Raw genomic sequence first — 19,507 nt, forward strand, 5'->3', positions numbered from 1 at the left:
TGTCCGCCCAGCATGACCTTGTCGACCTCGGCGGAATAACGCTGGGGCGATGGCGCCGCGCCGGCGCCCGGCGTGTTCAGGGCCACGTCCCACAGCGTGCGGGTGGCGCCGTTGGCATAGGTGGCGACCACGCCCTTGACGTTGCTCTGCCCGGCCACCGATCCCGTGACCGGCGTCAGGTTGATGGATTGAATCCCCAGGTCGGCCAGGCTGGTCAGTTCCCCGGCGCTGGCGTAGGCATCCTGGTTGCGATCGACCCAGACGCGCAGATGCGCCCAATGCGTGTCCTCGGCGTCGAGCTTGCCGTCCTGGTTGCTGTCCAGGCTGGCCAGCGTCGGCCGCGCGCCGGCGCCTTCGGTCAGGGTGAACAGTTCCGCGCCGCTGGAGATCCGGCCGTCGAAATTGCGGTCCATCACCAGCAGGGGATCGGTGGGCGAGGTCCAGCGCGTGCGCTCCGGCCTGCCGTCCGCGTCCAGGTCGAAATCGACCTGCACGGCGCCCAGGTTCACACCGTCGTTGCCGGCGTCCAGCGCCAGCGGATCGGTGTAGGGAATGACGCCGGCTTCGACCTGGGCTTCCAGATAGGCCGCCATGGCCGCCGTGGACATCGGCACCCAGCCGAAGGCAGTGAGCTTGCCGTTGGACAGTGTGTTCTCGCCGACCAGGATGGTCTGCGACGGATCCAGGGAAATCTCGGTGCCGTCGTGCATCCGCACGCGGCCGGCCTGGCCGGCCTTGGGCGTGAAGCCGATCCAGCGTCCCTGGCTGTCGTAGTAGGTGATGGCCTCGAAACGCATGCCCCTGAATTCCACGACGTCCGGCACCGCCGCCGAGGGCCCCTTGATGAGAAGAAGCTGCCCGTCCCGCTCCACCAGCAGGTTCTGCTGGTGCGCCTGCGACCGCACGCCAGCCAGCAGGCCGCTCAGGTCGTTCAGGCTCAGGTTGCCGGGGCGCGTGCCGCCCGTGACGATATTGCTGGGCGCCACGAACTCGATGCCGTCGCGGGTGACGTAGCGGTCGGCCATGGTGGCCGTATAGCCCGCGCCCGCGTGCAGCAGGCCATGCCCGCCGCCGGTGGATCCGAGATCCGTGCGCGGCGGCAGCATGCCCACCGTGTCCGTCGCGACGTCCAGGATGATGTCGTTGCGCCGACCCGGCGCCGTCGGGGGATTCAGGACATTGGTCACGCCCGTGGCCATGCCCTGCACGGTGGCGTCGATCGACGCGCCGTTGTTGCCGAAGCCCGCGACCGCGCCACGGACCTCTCCGCCCAGGGCGGCCACGAACCCGTACTGGACGGCATTGCCCAGCGCGTCGAGATTCTCGCCGACGAATACGCCGCCGGCTTCCCAGCGCTCCAGCAAGCCCTGCCGGGTGCTGTCCCAGATCGCCTGCCCCAGGGACTTCAGGTAGCCCTGCGGATCCTGCGCGAAGGCGGTGGCGTTGAACTGCACCGTTCTCAGGAAGGGAATGACGACTTCGTTGGTCCAGGTTGCGATGCCGGCCGCCACGGCCTCGAGATCGGCCTGCGCCGCCGCGAAATCGGCGTCGCTGAGCGAACCGGCCATGGCCGCCAGCGGCGCGCCGACGTAGTCCCAGGCGCTGTCGGCGACGGCGCCGACCAGGGTCACGCCGGCGACGATCGCCCCCGCCGCCAGGGTGGGCACGCCCGCCGCCGTCAGCGCGACGGTGCCGCCGACCACCAGCAGGCCAACGGCGACGTCGTGCAGCAGCTGCTTGCCCGCCACGGCATCGGCTTCCAGCACGGTCTGGCCGGCCTGCCGGGCCTGCGTATAGTTGACGAATACATCGGTCGTCGCGATCGCGCGGTCGAATGCCTTGCCGCCCACCGACAGGACGCCGCGCCCCAGCGAGGCCATGTCCTGGGCCTTGGCCACCGAGGTCAGCATCTGCTGCTGCGAAGACGCGATGGCGCGTTGCCTGGCGTAGGCAGCCGCCTGCTGGCGCGGCGTGGCGGGCTTGGGAACCGTGAAGCCCTTGGATTCGATCAGCGTGTTCAGATCGGCCAGCTTGGCCTTGGTGCCGAAGAGCGGCGTATTGTTGGCCGCCGCCGTGGCCAGCAGCGTATCGATCTTGGCCTGGCTGTTGAAGGCGCGCCAGCGCAAATCGCCATGGGCCGCCTTGATGGCCGCCGTCTCGGCGCGATAGGCCGAGAGGTTCTGCCGACCCGTGTCGAAGCCGTTGGGCCCATTGCCAAACACCTGCGCGACATCGGCGCGCCAGGCCGCGTCGGCGGCGGCGGCGGAAAGCCCGGCGTACTTGGGGTCCGTCTTGGTCAGCGTCAGCCGGCCGTCGATCATCGACTTGCTGGTGTAGTCGCGCAGGTCCTTGGCCAGGATCTCCGCCTGATCGTAGATCTGCGCGCGCAGCGTCTGCTCGGCCGCGGACAGCGTGGCCGGATTGGCCCGCATCAGGGTTTCGTAACTCTTGCCGTACTGCGTGGGCGTGCGGCCGAAATCGTCCAGGATGGCCCGCTGCGCGGCCTCGACGGGTTCATGATTGCCGGCGTGGCGGACGGTTCCCGTTGCCTTGGCAATGGCTTCATCCCTGGGGATGAACAACAGATTCTCAGGCGCATCAACGTCAAACCGCTTCACGTCGATCAGCAACTTGAGCACGGAGCTGGTCTGCCCCACGTTCTGTTGCAACGAGTGATGTCCTTCCATCACTGCATTGGCCATTTGGCGCATCCTAGTCCAAGGTTGGCCGCCTACGTCTGCAAGCTCTCGTATGAGTAGCCCTTGATGCCGGCGGCATGAAACGCGGCAACGGCCACGTCGTCCACAATCTGTATCCCCGGCGCATGCTGCAGCCGGAACGCGTGCGCCTCTCCGACGACGTCCAGTTTCATCCGGACATCGATCAGCTTTCTGTAGCTCTTGAACGGCACGTTGTCGTAGTACGTCAGTTCGGATCGTTCCTCATCGACGCAGTCGAGCCAGCGCCGCGTATCGCAGAACCAGAATCCGGGACCTGGCTCGTCAAGATTTCCGTAATCCACTTCGGTCGGCTCGAACACGAACGCGCCGGGATCCAGCTCGGTCATCACCTGCCTGAGTCGGTCCGACACCAGCCAGACGCCCGTCGCCAGGATGGAATAGGCATCCCGCAGCCTGGCGGGCGGCACCTTCTTGTCGAAGGCGATCTTCGGCGGCTCGCTGAAGACCAGGCCCAGGAAGGGCTTGGCATGGTCTCCCGGCCACTCGCGCATCAGTTCCGCTTCGTTCTGCCAGACGTGCCAGGGCTTGCCGGGCAGCTTCAGGTCGTCCCACAGCCGGTAGAACCGCCGCGGTGCGGACTCGCCCGCCGCGATCTCCCGCGTCGACCCGGCATTCGCCTTTTTTTCCGTAGTCATGCTGATCTCCGATTTCCCAGTGTCTTGCTCACGCATTTCGCCATATCCATGTGACGCCTTTCAGCACTCCGGCCGGCATCGCTGCCACGCCGGCGCCGCGCCGCCACCGCAAACGAGCACTCTACAACGACTCGCGCAAACCGCCTCTGGGAAAGTTGCAAGACACCCTGGATAGACAGGCAACATCACTACAGGCCGGCGCATCTTAGCCAGCCTGTCTTACGCGCTGAAGCCGGACTTTGCGGTGCGCCCGCGATCGCGTGCCACGGAGTTGCAATATCCCGCGCGCCCGAACCGGGGCGGCGGGTAGCGGGTCTTGCCAGGCTGCGGGCGCAGCCGGCGGCGGGAGCGGGGCGGGCAGGCCGCCCCTTATTTCGTCTTGCCCAGCGACAGCGGCACGCCCCAGATCGGATCTTCCATGCCCTGCCTGCCCAGCGGCGTGATCTGCATGGGCTGCATTCCGGACAGCATCTCGCGGTGCTTGTCGCTGACATTCACGCGCCGCGCGATCAGCTGCTGCGCGAACTCCATCGGCGCCGGACGGGTGTAGACGGTCAGGTCTTCCAGCGGGCATTCGATCATCTTGGGATCGACCGCGCGGCAGGCCGGCTGGCGGAACTTGTAGCTCGGCGTCTTCAGGTGCATGCGCTGGCTCAGCACCAGCTGGCCGCCCTTCAGCGTGAAGCTGGCCAGCGCCTGCGCCGGCGGGATGCGCGCCTGCACCTTGATCGCGGGGATATCGCGCGAATCGGTCTGTTCGTAATAGCCCGCCGGCATGCCCGCCGAGGTCTCGTTGTATTGCTGCTCGCCCCAGCTCACGCAGGCGCCCGAGGCCGCGTGCACGGCGGTGCAGACCTGGCGCGTCTTGGTCTGGGTATGCGTGGTGGCGTCGCGCCACGCGGCTTCCCGGTAGAACTGGCGATACAGCTCGGGCGACAGATAGGCGGTGCCGTTGGCGCCCCGGCCCGATCCGACCGGCCCGCTGCGCGCGCCGACCTGGTCCAGCAGGGCGTTGAGCTTGTAGTCGTCGCCGCCGGTCAGCAGGTACTTGCCGGGCGGCAGGATGTGCACCTCGAACGCGCCGAACAGATAGGTTTCCTTGGGATCGCGCTTCAACGAGTTGGTCTGGAACTTGCGGCTGAAGGTCACCCTGGGCTCCTGCGCGTGCATCCAGATCACGGTCGGCGTCCATTGCGTCATGGTCAGCGCGTCCTTCAGCGACGCGTGCGGCATGATGTCGGCCACCAGCACCACGGCCATGTCGTCCTTCAGCGCCTCGCCGATCAGGTCGAGCAGCTGCGCGTAGCGCGGGTCGTCCATGGTGCCTTCCTTGCTCGTCATGAATGACGGGCCGACGCAGCCCGTCAGGGTCAGCGTGAGCGTCAGGGCGGTCAAGGCGTGGCGCGGTCGCGGCAGGGTCATGGATCTGTCCTTGGTGGCAATGCGTGATGGGATCGTCGAGCGCGCATCCTAATGGCCGGGGTCCGGATCACAAAGCGCGCGCTGCGCGCTGAAACATGGCCCGTCACGCCTGCCTGGCGCCGCGCCGCCGCGCGCGGCGGGCCGTGGATGCGGGGCATCGCCAGCGCTGGCAAGGGCCATGACGGCTTCGCGCCGCGCGGCTGGCGGTTCGAGGCCCGCGCCCTGACGCGAAAGATATTGTTGCGATTGTTTCTCGTATGGCGCGCGCGGCGTGCCTCGCGCGCAACACGGAACCGCGCTTCCAGCCCGCCGCGAGGCCCGCCTGCCCGTGCTGCCGCCGACACATGCCATCGCTGTCGGACGATGCTGGCCTGAGCGCGCGGCCGCGCCGGCGGCGGGCGCGGCGCGGGCCCTGGCGCTGGCGTAGCGCCGTCCGATCCCGCGCTACGGCGACGCCCGTTCAGCGCGCCAGGTTCTGGCCGAAGTCCGTCAGGGGCTCGGCCAGCCGATAGGCCTGCGCCGGCCGGTAGGCCGCCGGCACGATGCGGGTTTCCTTGAGCGCGCCCGTTTCCAGGATCTTGCGGCGGAAGTTGGCGGCATTCATGCGATGCCCGGTCACGGCCTCGAAGGCCGCCTGGACCTGGGGAATGGTGAATTCGTCGTGCAGCAGGTGCGCGACGATGGACGTATACGCCGACTTCGCGCGCAGGCGCTGCGCGGCCAGCGCGATCAGGCGGTTGTGGTCGAACGCCAGCGCCGGCAACGCCTCGACGTCGTGCAGCGAGATGCGGCCGTCGTCCGCCAGCGGCTGCAGCGCGTCGGCGGCATGCAGCGCCAGGTACACCACCGACGCGGACCAGCCGCGCGGATCGCGCGCGGGGCCGGATTCGGTGCAAGCCTGCTCCAGATGGGCCGGCTCGAAGCCGAGCTTCTCGCGCAGCACCCGACGCGCGGTCTGTTCCGTATCCGCGTCTTCGTCGACGCGCACATAGCCGCCCGGCAAGGCCAGCCGCCCCTTGAACGGCGCCGTCGCGCGCGGCGCCAGGGCCACGTGCAGGCGCTCGTCGATCAAGGCAAGCAGCGCCACGTCCACGGTCAGGATGGGGCGTTCATGGACAGCGGTGGTTTTGGTCATCCCGGGGCTCTGGAAAGATCGAGAGGCAGGGTGGCACGCGCCGCTCCCGCCCCCTGCGATTGCACGGATGTCTTGTCGCGCAAGTATGACAGGCTTGTTTTCAATATGCGATAAAGTCGCGCGCTCCGGGCGGCGCCGGAGCGCGCTTGGCCTCTCAGCCGCCGTTGCGCAAGCGCGCGCGGATCTCGGCCAGCGTGTGCTCGCGCACCAGCTTGCCATCGACGAACACGTCTTGCAGCAGGCCGCCGGCTTCCTGTTCGGGCGTCTGACGATCGTGCAGCACATAGTCATCGCCCTCGCGCTCGACGCGCAACAGGCCCACCGCCGACTTCTTGGTGCCGCTGTCGGTCTTGGGATCCTTGGACAGCTCGCGCGCCTCGCCGTCGACCATGCCCCAGGTGGCCTTCATGGCCATGCCGAAGCTGTCGCGGGTCAGGTATTGATAGCTGTAGGAGCCGACGCCGAACACGCAGTTGGTCGAGGCATAGCCCTTGATCCGCAGGCGTTCCAGGATCCGCTCGGCGCGGCTCAGCGTGATCGAGTCGCCGTAGATCAGGCCCACGCGCGGATGCAGCACGCGAAAGCCCTTGGCGGTCAGGTCGCCGCCGAAGATGTCCCACAGGCATTCCACGGCGCCCTTGCGCTCGGCCTCGGTGATCCTGCCGCCCGTGTCCTTGACGGTGTACATGCCGTACGCGTCGGCATCGCCCGCCAGCTCGTCCGCCAGGTAGCCCGTCAGGATCTTGACCGGATCGCCGGAATCCGGCCGGAACACCACCTTGGCCTGGCCCAGCGCATTGGGCGCGCGCGCCAGGATCTCGGCCTTCAGCGCGCTGGCGTATTCGGTGATGACCTGCCAGAAGTCCCAGGTGTCGGACACGATGGACACGATGCCCGAGGGATAGACCTCGGTGATCAGCCGGCGGAAGGTGCCGATCTCGTCCAGCTTGCCGCCCATGCTCATCACGCTGTGCTCGGTCGCCGGCACGCTGCCGCCCACCAGTTCGCGGTCGGAATCGGCGCCGTAGTACAGCTCGGCGTAGTCGATGGCCGCGACGGTGTCGGTGCCCGTGAACGAGCACAGGTGGGCGAAACCGGCGCGCATGGAATCCTCGGGGCCGGACAGGCCTCGCGCCGAGAAGTCGTGCGCCTGCCAGTCGATGAAGGCGGCGTCGGCGCCGGTCAGGTCGGCATAGGCCTCCAGCAACCGGCGGTATTCATGGGCGATGGTGGCCACCGTGATCGGCTTCCAGTTGAAATTGGACAGCACGGTTTCCAGGTAGTTGGTCAGCCAGGCGAATTCCTTGCGGGTCTCGCGCACCGTGAACAGCGGCACCTTGATGTTGACGCGCGACCCTTCGGGCAGCGCCTTGATGCGCACGGGCAGGTAGCCCAGGTCGTGCAGGGCCGCGATGTGGTCGACCGGCACGGCGCCCGGGCCCAGGGCGTTGTCCATGCGGCGCCGGTACTGGCGCACGGCCTGCGCCTTGGGCAGGCGGAAGAAGCCGGCGTCGAAGGCCTGGATCAGGAATTCCTTGACGAAGCCCTGCAGGCCCACGAACACCACCTTGCCTTCGAACGGCGCCAGGCCCGAGCGCAGCACGGGCGCCAGCCGGTCGGAACGCGCCGTGAAGTTCGAGTAGACGCTCTCGGTGCCGGCCGGGTACTGGAAGATGTGGCCGCTCTTGTAGAAGTCGATCTGGGTCAGGGGATTCAGGGTGGACATGGTTCTGCTCGACTGGGTAGGGTTGTTCAGAGTGGATTCGGATTCACGCCGCGATGGCCGCCGGCGGCGCCGCGTCGACCGCCTGGAAGATGCCGCCGCGCGGCGTCCAGAGCGCGGGGTCGCGCGGATAGGCCGTGTACAGCCTTGCGTAGTCCTTCAGCGGCGCCACGCCCTTGGTGCACAGGCCGTGCGTCACGTACAGGCCCAGCGGCCGGTCGCTGTGCCGGCGCAGCAGCGCGGCCAGCGCGACGAAGGTGCCGCCGCCGTCGCAGATGTCGTCCACCACCAGCAGCGGCAGGTCCGGCACCTCGTCCAGCACGCGCGCGCCGCTGAGCTTGCCCGTGGCGGTATTGCGCAGCTTGGCGCAGCACACCACCGGCGCGCCGAAGCGTTCGCCCAGGGCCAGCACGCGCTTGTGCGCGCCGGCGTCCGGCGCCACCAGCGCCACGCCGCCGGAAAATTCAGGCAGGGCCAGCACCTGGCCCAGGAAGCCCTCGGCCGATTCGATCTCGACGCGGTCCAGCAAGGCCGGCGCGACCGTGCTGTGCGGGTCGGCCACCACCACGCGGTCGAATTTCATGGCGTTGATCAGGCTGCAGAACACCTTGACCGACAGCGGCTCGCCCGCGACCGTGACGCGGTCCTGGCGCGCATACGGCAGATAGGGCAGCCGCAGCGTCACGGCCGCACCCTCGCCCGCCACGCGGCGCAGCGCGTCGTTCAGCAGCAGCAGGTCCATGACCGCGTCCGAGGAATAGATGCGAGCGTCGATGGTGTAGGCGCGCCCGGCTCCGCCCGCGCCCTCGCCGATCCAGACGTGGCGCTCGCCGCCGGGAAAGCCGAGGAAGCGGACCGGATGCGCGACGGCCTGGCCATCGCTGCCGGCGTAGGAAAGTTCGATGCGGGAGAAGTCGGACATGATGTTTAGTGTTTATTGCGATTTACGATTAAGTATAGCGATGCGCGCCCGGATGTCAAATCCCGTCCCGCTCAAGACCGGCGCAATGCAAACGCCCCGCGCATCGTCGGCGACGATGCGCGGGGCATGACGGGATCCAGGCGGATCGCTAGTTGAACGCCTTGTTGAAGAACAGATAGGCGGCGTTGGGCGCCAGCGAATTGCGCGTGAACACGGAGAACTGCGCCTTGAACTTGACGCTGCATTTGCAGTCGGGAATGTTGTACGCGACCACCGGCCCGACCGCCGCGCTGGCAAAGCGGGTGCCCGACACGCGCTGCCCGTTCAGCCGGTCATCGGCGATCTGGCGCGCGTAGTAGCCCGCCACGCCCAGCTGCCAGCGGCCGATGACCTCGCTGACCGCCATGTCCACGTCCAGCACCATGCCGTTCCTGTAGCCGGTCGCCGAGTTCTTGCGGGCGATGTCCAGGAAATAGCTCATGCTGAATTCGGTGCCGTCGCCCAGGAAGTTCGGCCCGGTCAGATAGGTGACGGCGCCATTCGGAATGTAGTAGAGCGTATTGCGTCCCGTGGTGTACAGATCGTTGGTGTTGTACTTCCCGGTGGGCAGCACCATCGAATAACCCAGCTTCATCGTCAGGCCGCGCGGCCGGCCGCCCTCGACCTCGCCCAGATGCCTGCTCCACATGAGGACGTCGGTGTAGATGTCGTTCATGCCCTTGAAGCTCTGCTGCTTGCCGTTGACCTTGATGCTGCCCCAGCCGTAGCCGGTGGCCACGGAACTGCCCAGCGTGCCGCCGAACAGCTGCCCCGGATAGACGTAGAGCAGGCCGAATTCCGCGATTCCACCCGGCAGCCTGACCGAGGTCGTGGGGCTGCGTCCATCGTTGTCGTAGAACTTTTCCCCCAGCGCGCCGACGGCGATGACCGAACCGTACAGGCCCGGATGCGGCGGCAGGTAGGCGCTCTGTATGTCCGTGCCGCCCACCGGACCGCCGTAGGTCACGCCCTGCGCCGCCAGCGCGCCGCGCGCGCAGGCCCAGAGCAGCATGCCGATGAAAATGAAATGCCTCATGGTTTGTCTCCCTTGTATGTCTTTTGTGTGTGACTGCTGCTTGAATGGCGCGGGCCCGCGACACTTGCCGGCCCGTGCCGATGAACGGACGAAGCCGCCCGAAATCAGTCCATGCGCGCTCCGGTGCGCATCGCGGGCGTTGCGGCATCTCTCGCCAGCGCAAAGCGCGACGCCCCGAAGTCGGCGACAAGACGCCGCATGAAATCCTCGAAACCGAACCAGGCCCGGTTGCCGGACGTGAACGGATGCACGACCAGCACCCAGGGCTCGTCGGGACGCGCGGTTTCGTGCGCGGCGGCCAGGCGATAAAAGTGGTCGTAGGCCGCGTCGGCATCCAGCGTGCCGAATACACCGCCGAATCGTGGATGGATGACCGCGCCGTCGATCAGCGCCGGATCAGTCGGCAGCACCGCCAGCCGCGCCGGCGGCATTGTTCCGGCACCGGACGCCAACGCGCGCGCCGCATCGATTGCTCCGGACAACGCCCGCGACACGTAGCGGATGCCGTGCGCCGCCAGCACCTCGTCCGTCCAGGGATTGATACCCAGCCCCGGCGGCCGGAATCCCGCCGGCGCCTGCCCCGTCAACCCGCGTATGCTCGACACGGCGAGCTGAATCAGGCGGTCTTCTTCGTCGCGCGAGGCGATGCCCGTCCACATTTCGTGCTTCCAGCCGTGCACGGCGATCTCGTGCCCGGCCGCATGCCAGGCCAGCAGCTCGTCCGGGTACAGCACCGCCGCATAGCCTTCCGCGAAGTAAGTACAGCGGATCCGCAATTCATCCAGCAGCTTGAGGATGCGCGGATGCCCCAGCTCCAGGCCGATCCGGTTGTAGGCGGCCCACTCGGCGGCGGGAATGCCGGCGGGACAGGGCCAGGGCAGCGGGTCGCCGGCCGCGCTGCCGAAATTGTCGAATGTGATGCACAGCATGATCGAAGGTCCAGGTTGGGATGAAGGGGCGCCGGCGAACTACGCCGCCACCACGCGGTTCTCGATGTCGCCGATGCCTTCGATCCGCATGCGCACGACGTCGCCAGGCGCCAGGAACAGCGGCGGCTGGCGCGCGGCGCCGATGCCGGCCGGCGTGCCGGTGGCCAGCACATCGCCGGGTTCCAGCGTCATGGCGCTGCTCAGCTCCTCGATCTGCTCGAAGATGTTGAAGCGCATCTCCGCCGTATTGCCGTCCTGTCGCAGCTCGCCGTTGACCCAGGTGCGGACTTGCAGCGCGTGCGGATCGGCGATCTCGTCGGCCGTGACCAGCCACGGCCCCAAGGGCCCCAGCGAATCGAATGACTTCGCCAGCGTGATGGTCGGGCTGCGGTGATGGCGCTCGCGGATGCTGGCGTCGTTGCAGATGGTGTATCCGGCGATGTAGTCGATGGCGTCGCGCGCCCGCACGTTGCGGCAGCGCCGGCCGATGACCACGGCCAGCTCCACCTCGTAATCCAGCGTCGACATGCCCGGCGGAATGACCAGCTCGTCGAACGGCCCGGTGATGCAGGACGCCTGCTTGTTGAACCAGATCTGGTGTTCGCCGACGCTGACGTTCAGATGGGCGATCTCCCGCAGATGCGAGGCATAGTTGCCGCCGATGGCCAGGAACGCCGACGGCCGCCGCAGCGGCGGCAGCAGCCGCACGGCGGACAATGGCAGGCGCGCCGTGGATTCTCGCGCCAGCAGCGCCAGCATGCGCCACGAGGTCCCCTGCCCCGACAGCCAGTCCGCCAGATCGGCCGACAAGGCCGGCAGGCCCGCGGTCACGTCGATCACCGTGTCCGCCTCGACCACGCCCAGGCGGTCCCGGCCGCCCTCTCGAAACATGGCAAGTTTCATCCTATCTCTCCAGCATGTGATGGCGTGCGCCCGGCGGCAGGCCGGCGCGCGAACGCCTTGATGTTCAAAGCCGCGCCCGCCGCCTCATAGATCCAGCGTGAGCAAGGCCGATTTCGCCCGCGAGACGCAGGGCAGGATGACGCCGTTGGATGCGCGTTCCGCCTCCGACAGCACGTCGTCGCGATGGTCCGGAATGCCGTCGATGACCCGCGTCATGCACATGCCGCAGACGCCCTGCTCGCAGGACAGCGGCACTTCCACGCCGGCGCGGACGAGCGCGGCGGCGATCGAGCAATCCGGCGGCACCTCGACGCGCCGGCCGCTGCGCGCCGCCAGCACTTCGAATGCGCCCGCCTTCATGGACGGCGCCGCCGGCGGACGGCTCGCGCCGAAACGTTCGTAGTGCAGGCGGCCGGCCAGCGCATGCCGCTCGGCCAGCGTCACGGCATCGGCCAGCATCGCGTTCGGGCCGCACAGATAGACGTGCTGGTCCGCGTCCAGGCTGGCGAACAGCCTGCCCAGGTCCAGCCGGCCGTCTGCCGGATCGTCCTCGAAGTGGTAGCGCACACGATGCCGGCAGGCGCCGGCGTCGAGCCGGTCCAGGAACGCGGCGGCGGCGCGGCTGCGCGCGCAGTAGTGCATCTGGAATTCCAGGTCGCGCCGCGCCAGGTGCTCCGCCATGGCGATGATGGGCGTGATGCCGATGCCGCCCGCGATCAGCACCACGCGCCGATGCTCGGGCGACAGCGCGAACAGATTGCGCGGGCCGCGCACCCGCAGGGGCGCGCCGACGGCAAGCGTCTCGCACAGATAGTGCGCGCCGCCATGCGGGGACGAGCGGTGGATCGCCAGCTGATACCCCTCCCGCGCGCCGGGCGGATTGCATAGCGAATAGGCGCGCGCGCCGCCCGGCACCTGCACTTCGACGTGATCGCCCGGCGCGATCTCGGGCAGCGGCTCGCCCTGCTCGCACGTCAGCGTCACCGCGTAGATGTCGTCGGCGATCCGACGGCGCCGCGCCAGCCGCATCGGCCGCCAATCCGCCGTCGCGCGGCCAGGAACGCGCTCAGCCATGCGATGCCTGCGCCTGGTCTTCGGAGACGACTACGTGGATGGCCTGCGTCGGGCACTCGCTGGCGGCCTGCGCGATCTCGGCCGCGTAGTCAGCCAGCGGCGCGCCGGGCACGATCCGGGTCCGGTTGCTGTCGTAGTCGAGCGCGAAGACCTGGGGGCACAGGGCCGCGCAGTTACCGAAACCGCAGCACATGCCGTTCAGGATCTGGACGGTGAGTTGACTCATGGCCGTTCAACCTTGCGCCGCGCGCAGCGCGACGGTCATGCGCAGCAACATCGGGAAGGTCAGGTCCGGCACGCGCTCGAAGCGCGTCTCCGTCAGGCGCATGCCGGGAAAGCGCTGGAAGATCGTGCGCAACAGCACATCGCCTTCCAGCCGGGACAACTGCGAGCCCAGGCAGAAGTGCCCGCCGCCCGCGAAGGCCAGATGGCGGTTGTCGGGCCGGTCGATCAGGTAGCGGTCGGCCTGCGGGAAGCGTGCCTCGTCCCGGCTCGCCGCATGCAGTCCCAGCAGCAGCCGCTTGCCCCGCGCGATGTCCCGGCCGCCGACCGTGAGGGTCTCGGACGCATAGCGATGGATGAAATGCACGGGCGAGTCATAGCGCAGCGACTCTTCCCAGGCGTTGCGGGCCAGGTCGGGCTGCGCCATCAGGCGCGCCCGCTCGCCGTCATGGCTCAGCAGGGCCAGCACCGAGTTGGTCATCGCCACCTTGGTGGTGTGATAGCTGGCGACCAGGAAACCGATCAGCGTGGTGACCAGCTCGGAGCGGGTCAGGCCGTTGTCGCCGCCTTCGGCGGCCATCAGGGCGCCAACGAAATCATCCTCGGGCAGCTTGCCCCTGAGCGTGTCCAGCACGTCGTCCATGTACTCGTAATAGAAGGCCGCCGAGGCGTCGGCCTCGGCCAGCCGTTCCGGCGTGATGTCCGACACGCTCAATACCGCGTTCAGGCCGTGCTGCCGCGCGAACAGCTCGCGGGCGTCGGACAGCGGAACGTGCAGCAGCCGACAGGCGATTTCCGCCGGCACCGGATCGGCGAAGGCCGACACGAAGTCGATCTCGTCCTGCCCTTCCAGCCGGTCCAGGTGCTCGACGATGACCTTTTCCACCCAGCCGCGCATGTTGGCGACGGTCCTGGGGTTGAACGCCGGGGTCACGATGCGGCGGATGCGCGTGTGGTCGGGCGCGTCGATGTTCGGCAGCGACTCGCGGTAGAAGCGCGCGCCCGCGCCATTGCCGATCCGCTCGGGAAACACGCCGGGCGCCTGCTGCACGGTCGCCAGCGGATTGCGCAGCACCTCGTCCACATCGCTGTAGCGCGTCAGGACGATGCAGTCCTCGCCATTGATGTCTATCTCGAAATGGGGAAAGTCGCTTTGCAGGCGGCGGTAGGTCGGGTATCGGTCGGCGAGGAAGGCCGCGGACTTGAGGTCGGGGATGTCGGTAGGGCGCATCGCATTCTTCTTGAAATGAGTGAACGATCCGCCGTGCGCCTTGAGTCCCAGCCTGGTGTCTCCTGTGCTCGAAACGTCCGCACGTCGGTCTGGCGGGAGTATGGTTTCGCGCCCCCATGCGAAGGACTCGTTTCCTTGCGCGAAAGCACCACCGGACGAACGCCGCCGGGGCGGCGCCCAGGGCGGCTCGGGGATACACGGATTGCGCGCGGCGGCCAGCGGTGTTTTCCTTCCCGCAGGGCGCCGCGAGTGGATATCGGTGCCGGATGACCCCGCCAGGCGGGATGGATGGAAGACCCTGATGGACCCGATAAGCGCCGCGCTGGACACTTGCCGCTTCGCCGAGATCGAGGCGGGCCAGGCGCAATCAAGCAGCCCGTGGGCCGTGCACATGCCCGGCGGCGTCTGGCCGGTCTCGCTGTATGTGTTCACCGGCGCCGGCTGCAACCTGTTCATGACCCGTTCGGGCCAGCAGAACGCATTGCGCGACAAGAGCGTGTGCCTGATCCTGCGCGCCCAGGAACATATCGTCCAGGACGCGCTGCGCACCGCCCCCAACCAGCCCGTCGATCTGCGCAACCCGGCCAATGCCGACCGCTTCCGCACGCTCGCCTTCGGCGAGTCGCCCCACGCGGGCGTCACGTCCACGTTCTACGTCGGCATGGCGCCGGCCAAGGGCGCCGGCACCGCGCTGTTCGACGCGCTGCCCGACCTGCTGCAGCTGGATTTCGACGAGCTGCCCGCCTGGCTGTGCCGCGCGACCGAGGCCATCCGTGACGAGCTGACGCTGCGGCGTCCGGGTTTCCGGTCGGTGGCGCTGCGCCAGGCCGAGCTGATCGTGATCCAGCTGATCCGGCACTACATCGCCGCGCACACGCCGCGCCTGCCGGCGTGGATCTCGCTGCCCGAGGATTCGCGGGTGGCGCTGGCCTTGCGCGAATTCCATCGCGACATCTCCCGGCCATGGACGCTGGACATGCTGGCCAGCGCCGCCGGCACCTCGCGCTCGCGCCTGATCGCCGCGGCGCAGCGCGAGCTGGGCGCGGGCATCTTCCACTACATGACCCGCATACGCATGCAGGAAGCCTCGCGGCTGCTGACCGATACCTCGATGGCGGTGGGCAGGATTGCCTGGCAGGTGGGCTACCAGTCCGAAGCGGCGTTCTCGATCGCGTTCAAGCGCTACAGCGGCGAGCCGCCCCGGCGGTTCCGCGAGGGCGCCAGGGCCTGATGTCCGCGACCGCCGCGCATGGCGGCCCGTGGGCCCTCAAGCCGCGCGCATGCGCTCGCACAGCTCGCGGATCGCCGCGATGTCGCCCTGGCGCGCCAGGCGCTGCACCTGTTCGCTGAAATCCTTGAAGGCCGGGTCGCGCGCCCGCGCGGCGCGCGCCCAGTCCATCAGGTCCGAGATCGCGCCGCTGTCCAGCAGCAGTTGCACCTGCTCCTGCTCGGCGCGCGACAGGCGCGGCAGCTGCCTTGCGACGGGCGCCGTCTCGTTGCCCGCCTGGATCATCGGCAGATGCAGCAGCCTGCCCAGCACATGCCGCAGTTCCGCCAAGCTGATGGGCTTGAGCAGGCTGGCGTCATAGCCGGAACCGTCCAGGGCCAGCGCGTCCTGCGGCGTCGCCGACACGGCGACCACGGGCAGGCCCGGCCAGCGCTCGCGCGCGGCCGCGAGCACGGCCGAGCCATCGGCGCCTTCCATGCGGTGGTCGGTCAGGATCAGGTCGGGCCGGCGCGCGTCGTCGGCCTGGATGCGGGTCACCATGGCCAGGCCGTCGGCCTCGCTCTCCACCTGGAAGCCCAGGCTGGCCAGCTCCTCGACCAGGAACTCGCGGATTTCCGGCGTGTCCTCGGCCAGCCAGAGACGCTTGCCTGTGCCATCCAGCGTCGGCAGCATGTGCGCCGCGGCGGCGAGGTAGTGATGCGAAACGCGGGACTCGTCAACCTGCCTGACCGGCAGCGTCACGCTGACCGTCGTGCCCTGCCCCACTTCGCTCTCGATGCGGATGGCGCCGTTCATGCGCTGCACCCATTGCTGGACGATCGCCAGGCCCAGTCCGACTCCGGGCTGGCTTTCGGCGGACGCGAGCCGCTGGAATGGCTCAAAAATGCGTTGCCGGTCTTCCTGCGCGATGCCGCAACCGGTGTCGCGCAGCGCGAGCGCCAGCCATCCTGACGCCTCGCCCGGACCCGGCGCGGCGTAGCCCGCCGTCAGGGTCAGGACGCCGCCGCGCGTGAACTTGGCCGCGTTGTCGATGAGATTGGACAGCACCTGGCGCACGCGCTTGCCGTCCATCTCCAGCACGGCCGGCACCGCATCCGACACCTGCAGCACGAAGCGGTTTTCCTGTCGCGCCGCGATCGGCGCGGCTTCCTTGGCCAACGCGTCGAGCAGGGCATGCGCGTACTCGGGCGCCAGCCGCAAGGACTGGCCGCCCGCGCCGGCGGCGTAGTCGATCAGGTCGTTGACCATGCCCAGCATGTGATCGGCGCTGCGGCGTATGACCGCGCCGCGCGGCGCGTCGTCGCGCCCGCCCGCCTGGATCAGATCGGCGAAACCGATGATCGAGGTCAGCGGCGTGCGCAGGTCGTGGCTGATGCGCGCCAGGAAGTCCTGGCGCACGCGGCCGGCCTCGTCGGCCTGGATCAGCGCGGCCTGCAGCGCCTGCGTGCGCTCGGTGACGGCCTGGTCCAGCCGCTGGTGCTCGCGCTCGCGCGCCTCGGCCAGTTCGCGCTGGGCCGCCAGCCGTTCCTGGCGATGCTGGCGCGAGCGGCCATGCAGCAGCACGGCCAGCATCAGCGAGATCGACAGCAGGTCCCAGGCCACCTCGGGGCCGCCTTCCCAGCGCCCCGGCAGCAGCCCGTGGATGTAGGCCACCCGCAGGAACAGGCAGGAGCAATAGATGGAGAAGGAAATCAGGAAGATGCGCGCATTGGCGTGGCCCCGGCGCCAGCCGTCGGCCATGGATACCAGCCAGATCAGCGCCCACAGGAAAACCAGTCCGGTCAGCACCTGCGCGCTGACGCGGTAGTCGCCCAGCGCGGCCCAGAACAGCCCGGCGATGCCGACGACGATCTGCAGCCCGTACACCCAGCGCCACAGGCGTATCCGCTGCAGATCGGCGAACAGCATCGACATGGAGGCGAACAGGGTCGTCGCCAGCGAACCGAGCACGCTGGGCGCGCGCAGCACCAGCTCGCCGCCGCCGGTCAGCACATAGCGGTATAGCAGGCCCTGGAACGACAGGCTGTACAGGATCTCGACGAAGATGGCGGCGGACAGCAGCAGGAACACCCGGTCGCGCAGGGTCACGCCCAGCAGGCCCGCATAGATGCCGACCATCATCAGCGCGCCGACCAGCAGCGCCACCACCATCGTGTTGCGCTGGGTCACGCTGACGAAGGCCGCCGGCGTGCGCAAGGTGGGTTCCATGCTCAGCGCCGAACGGCTCTGGACCCGGATCAGCACCGTCATCCGCTCGCCCGGCGCCAGCCGCAGCGTCGCCACCGACACCGAAGCAGGCACCTCGCGCGTGGCGAGCGGCTGGCGATTGCCCGCCAGCACGACCCTGGACGGTTCCCGCTGCCCATCGCTGAACAGATAGAAGCGCACGTCCTCCAGCCTGGGCACGCCGAAGGACAGCCAGCGTTCGACCACCTGATCGCCGGAGTTGCGCACCTGCAGCCGCAGCCAGAACGCCGACGCGGAATAGCCCCGGTTCAGCCAGGCGGAGGTCACCGGCTGCCAGGCGCCATTCAAGACCTGGCCGGCATCCTGGCCGCCGGCCTTGTCCTCGATGCCCAGCAGTTCATGAACCAGGGGCAGGGTGCCGCCCACGGCATTCAGATCGACGACGGGCTGGACGATCTGCCCGCGCGCCGGCAGGACCAGGAAGGACAGGACCAGCCACAGCAGCCACGCCAGCCAACCCGCGCGGCGGCTAGGCATGCGGATCCAGCTCCTGGCGCAAGGCCGTCGGCGGCATGCCGAAGCGCTCGCGGAAGGCGGTGGAGAAATTGCCGCGGTTGCCGAACCCCACCGCCTGCGAAATGGCCTGGATGTCCAGGCCGGTCTCGCACAGCAGGCGGCGCGCTTCGCGCATGCGCTCTTCGCGCAGGAATTCGAAGACGGTGGTGCCGGCGCAGCGCCGGAACGCCTGGTTCAGCCGCCGCGCGTTGGTGCCCAGCGCCTGGGCCAGCGCCACCAGCTCCGGCGTGTGCTCCAGCCGCTCGCGCAGCAGCTTGCGCGCGGCGCGGAACAGCACGCCATCGAGCGTGCTGCCCGCCGCCACGGCCGAAACACCGTCCTCCGGAGCGGACCCGGCTGGCGCCGGCGCGGGCACCGGCGCGGGCGCCACCCGCAGGTGGATCAGCAGGCGCAGGCGCACTTCCTCGAAATCGAACGGCTTGGCCACGTAGTCGACGGCGCCCGCCGACAGCCCCGCCACCCGTTCGGCCGGCAGCACGGCGGCGGTCAGGAAGATGATGGGAATCGCGCGGGTGGACTGGTCGGCCTTGAGCAGCCGGCAGGCCGCCAGGCCGTCGCAGACCGGCATGCTCACGTCCATCAGGATGATGTCCGGCTGCACCATCTGCGCCTTGCGATAGCCGTCGTTGCCATCCTCGGCCACATAGACGCGGCAATCCTGGCTGGTCAGGAAATCCACCAGCAGCATGCGGTCCTCGGGGCGATCCTCGACCACCAGCACGCGCAGGCCAGCAAGCTGGCCAGGGGCGGACAAATGAGAGGCATCGTTCATGCCGCGCATTCTTTCATGCCGGCCGACGGGCGCGTTGGTTCCAGGCGACAGCGCCCTGCCCCCCTCGCGAATATTTTTCCTTGCGGCAAACGTGCCGTGCATTCCGGCAAACCTCGTGAGCGCAATCATTATTTACGCATGATAGTGTTTGTTACAGCAAGCAACTGGTTGGGCCTGGGTGGGGCCGCAGTCGGCGAGCCGCGATACGAGCCGAGTCGTCCTGCATGGGGCGCCCTCCTCGCGGTAAGACAGGGCCCCCCCTTTTTTGACCCGGGCCTGCGGCATGCCCCCCAATTCTCTACAGCCAGAATCAGGATCCCGCGCAACGTCACGCGATAACAACACGCCACAAACACCGCGACAACGCCAGGACAGGGTTCCCCACCCAGCCCTCCGGAAGAAGACCGTCACCGCAGGCAAGCATCCCGCAGTACGCAATAGTTGTAAAGAAGTACCGAAATATTGTTTACAAAAGTCTGAAACATATATCAAAAAGCGTTTTTCCAATCTAGATGTAACAGATTGCCTCCAAAGCCCCCCATGCGCCGCCTATCCCACTCCCGCCGCCCCGCCGCCCTGCGCCAGCCCACCCTTCCCCTGCGCGCCGGCTTCGCCGCCGTGGTGCTGGCGCGGGCCGCCGGCCCCGCCGCCGCGCAGAACGTGCCCCTGCCGTCCGGCGCCGAGCCGGGCCGCCAGCTGCCGCAGCCAGCCATGCCGGAAAGCACCACCGTC

At 68.5% G+C, this 19,507-nt stretch carries 16 protein-coding genes; 2 read left to right on the top strand and 14 right to left on the bottom strand.

Annotation, left to right across the window (positions count from 1 at the left end; genetic code table 11):
• The 12 genes from KDH83_RS20315 to KDH83_RS20370 form a co-directional block, all read right to left on the bottom strand.
• Positions 1-2,702 (bottom strand): AHH domain-containing protein (locus tag KDH83_RS20315; protein ID WP_212319209.1); only part of this gene is annotated, 2,702 nt, incomplete at its 3' end.
• Positions 2,703-2,731: 29 nt separating this feature from the next.
• Positions 2,732-3,376, bottom strand: coding sequence for a DUF1629 domain-containing protein (locus KDH83_RS20320; protein ID WP_212319210.1), 645 nt, complete (start codon positions 3,374-3,376; stop codon positions 2,732-2,734).
• 369 nt (positions 3,377-3,745) lie between these two features.
• Complete coding sequence (locus KDH83_RS20325) at positions 3,746-4,798, bottom strand: hypothetical protein (RefSeq protein WP_212319213.1); 1,053 nt, start codon at positions 4,796-4,798, stop codon at positions 3,746-3,748.
• Positions 4,799-5,258: 460 nt separating this feature from the next.
• Positions 5,259-5,933, bottom strand: a complete 675-nt coding sequence (locus KDH83_RS20330; protein WP_212319215.1) for an NUDIX hydrolase — start codon at positions 5,931-5,933, stop codon at positions 5,259-5,261.
• Positions 5,934-6,087: 154 nt separating this feature from the next.
• Positions 6,088-7,659: a nicotinate phosphoribosyltransferase gene (locus tag KDH83_RS20335; protein ID WP_212319217.1), complete on the bottom strand. Its 1,572-nt coding sequence runs from the start codon at positions 7,657-7,659 to the stop codon at positions 6,088-6,090.
• A gap of 43 nt (positions 7,660-7,702) precedes the next feature.
• Positions 7,703-8,578, bottom strand: coding sequence for a ribose-phosphate pyrophosphokinase-like domain-containing protein (locus KDH83_RS20340; RefSeq protein WP_212319219.1), 876 nt, complete (start codon positions 8,576-8,578; stop codon positions 7,703-7,705).
• 148 nt (positions 8,579-8,726) lie between these two features.
• Positions 8,727-9,653, bottom strand: a complete 927-nt coding sequence (locus tag KDH83_RS20345; protein ID WP_212319221.1) for a transporter — start codon at positions 9,651-9,653, stop codon at positions 8,727-8,729.
• A gap of 104 nt (positions 9,654-9,757) precedes the next feature.
• Entirely contained in the window at positions 9,758-10,582 is an 825-nt protein-coding gene (locus tag KDH83_RS20350) for a polysaccharide deacetylase family protein (RefSeq protein ID WP_212319224.1), read from the bottom strand.
• A 39-nt stretch (positions 10,583-10,621) separates the two neighbouring features.
• Entirely contained in the window at positions 10,622-11,485 is an 864-nt protein-coding gene (locus tag KDH83_RS20355; protein ID WP_212319226.1) for a fumarylacetoacetate hydrolase family protein, read from the bottom strand.
• 84 nt (positions 11,486-11,569) lie between these two features.
• Complete coding sequence (locus KDH83_RS20360; protein ID WP_212319228.1) at positions 11,570-12,559, bottom strand: PDR/VanB family oxidoreductase; 990 nt, start codon at positions 12,557-12,559, stop codon at positions 11,570-11,572.
• Positions 12,552-12,785 carry a ferredoxin gene (locus tag KDH83_RS20365; protein WP_212319230.1) on the bottom strand — a complete coding sequence of 78 codons (234 nt, stop codon included), beginning with the start codon at positions 12,783-12,785 and terminating at the stop codon, positions 12,552-12,554. The genes KDH83_RS20360 and KDH83_RS20365 overlap by 8 nt, the downstream gene beginning before the upstream one ends.
• A 6-nt stretch (positions 12,786-12,791) precedes the next feature.
• Positions 12,792-14,012: a cytochrome P450 gene (locus KDH83_RS20370; protein WP_212319232.1), complete on the bottom strand. Its 1,221-nt coding sequence runs from the start codon at positions 14,010-14,012 to the stop codon at positions 12,792-12,794.
• A gap of 301 nt (positions 14,013-14,313) precedes the next feature.
• Here KDH83_RS20370 and KDH83_RS20375 point away from each other — a divergent pair, with 301 nt between their 5' ends.
• The gene (locus tag KDH83_RS20375; RefSeq protein WP_212319234.1) at positions 14,314-15,243 is read left to right on the top strand and encodes an AraC family transcriptional regulator; all 930 of its coding nucleotides are present in this window, start codon (positions 14,314-14,316) and stop codon (positions 15,241-15,243) included.
• A 36-nt stretch (positions 15,244-15,279) separates the two neighbouring features.
• On the opposite strand, the gene KDH83_RS20380 is transcribed toward KDH83_RS20375, so the two are convergent.
• Both KDH83_RS20380 and KDH83_RS20385 read right to left on the bottom strand, forming a co-directional pair.
• Complete coding sequence (locus KDH83_RS20380) at positions 15,280-17,964, bottom strand: hybrid sensor histidine kinase/response regulator (RefSeq protein WP_212319236.1); 2,685 nt, start codon at positions 17,962-17,964, stop codon at positions 15,280-15,282.
• A complete protein-coding gene (locus tag KDH83_RS20385; protein ID WP_212319238.1) occupies positions 17,957-18,784 on the bottom strand; it encodes a DNA-binding response regulator in 828 nt (275 codons plus the stop codon). The genes KDH83_RS20380 and KDH83_RS20385 overlap by 8 nt, the downstream gene beginning before the upstream one ends.
• A 531-nt stretch (positions 18,785-19,315) precedes the next feature.
• On the opposite strand from KDH83_RS20385, the gene KDH83_RS32880 reads away from it, so the two are divergent.
• The coding region (locus tag KDH83_RS32880; RefSeq protein WP_212319240.1) for a hypothetical protein at positions 19,316-19,507 on the top strand (192 nt) is incomplete at its 3' end.

Origin of the sequence: Achromobacter sp. Marseille-Q0513 (assembly GCF_018195695.1) — a bacterium.
Classification (GTDB): domain Bacteria; phylum Pseudomonadota; class Gammaproteobacteria; order Burkholderiales; family Burkholderiaceae_B; genus Achromobacter.

Coding starts and splice junctions, on each gene's coding strand:
- KDH83_RS20380 (WP_212319236.1), bottom strand. CDS start 17,964: ATGCCTAGCCGCCGCGCGGGTTGGCTGGCGTGGCTGCTGTGGCTGGTC.
- KDH83_RS20375 (WP_212319234.1), top strand. CDS start 14,314: ATGGACCCGATAAGCGCCGCGCTGGACACTTGCCGCTTCGCCGAGATC.
- KDH83_RS20330 (WP_212319215.1), bottom strand. CDS start 5,933: ATGACCAAAACCACCGCTGTCCATGAACGCCCCATCCTGACCGTGGAC.
- KDH83_RS20355 (WP_212319226.1), bottom strand. CDS start 11,485: ATGAAACTTGCCATGTTTCGAGAGGGCGGCCGGGACCGCCTGGGCGTG.
- KDH83_RS20360 (WP_212319228.1), bottom strand. CDS start 12,559: ATGGCTGAGCGCGTTCCTGGCCGCGCGACGGCGGATTGGCGGCCGATG.
- KDH83_RS20365 (WP_212319230.1), bottom strand. CDS start 12,785: ATGAGTCAACTCACCGTCCAGATCCTGAACGGCATGTGCTGCGGTTTC.
- KDH83_RS20350 (WP_212319224.1), bottom strand. CDS start 10,582: ATGCTGTGCATCACATTCGACAATTTCGGCAGCGCGGCCGGCGACCCG.
- KDH83_RS20325 (WP_212319213.1), bottom strand. CDS start 4,798: ATGACCCTGCCGCGACCGCGCCACGCCTTGACCGCCCTGACGCTCACG.
- KDH83_RS20335 (WP_212319217.1), bottom strand. CDS start 7,659: ATGTCCACCCTGAATCCCCTGACCCAGATCGACTTCTACAAGAGCGGC.
- KDH83_RS20320 (WP_212319210.1), bottom strand. CDS start 3,376: ATGACTACGGAAAAAAAGGCGAATGCCGGGTCGACGCGGGAGATCGCG.
- KDH83_RS20340 (WP_212319219.1), bottom strand. CDS start 8,578: ATGTCCGACTTCTCCCGCATCGAACTTTCCTACGCCGGCAGCGATGGC.
- KDH83_RS20385 (WP_212319238.1), bottom strand. CDS start 18,784: ATGCGCGGCATGAACGATGCCTCTCATTTGTCCGCCCCTGGCCAGCTT.
- KDH83_RS20345 (WP_212319221.1), bottom strand. CDS start 9,653: ATGAGGCATTTCATTTTCATCGGCATGCTGCTCTGGGCCTGCGCGCGC.
- KDH83_RS20370 (WP_212319232.1), bottom strand. CDS start 14,012: ATGCGCCCTACCGACATCCCCGACCTCAAGTCCGCGGCCTTCCTCGCC.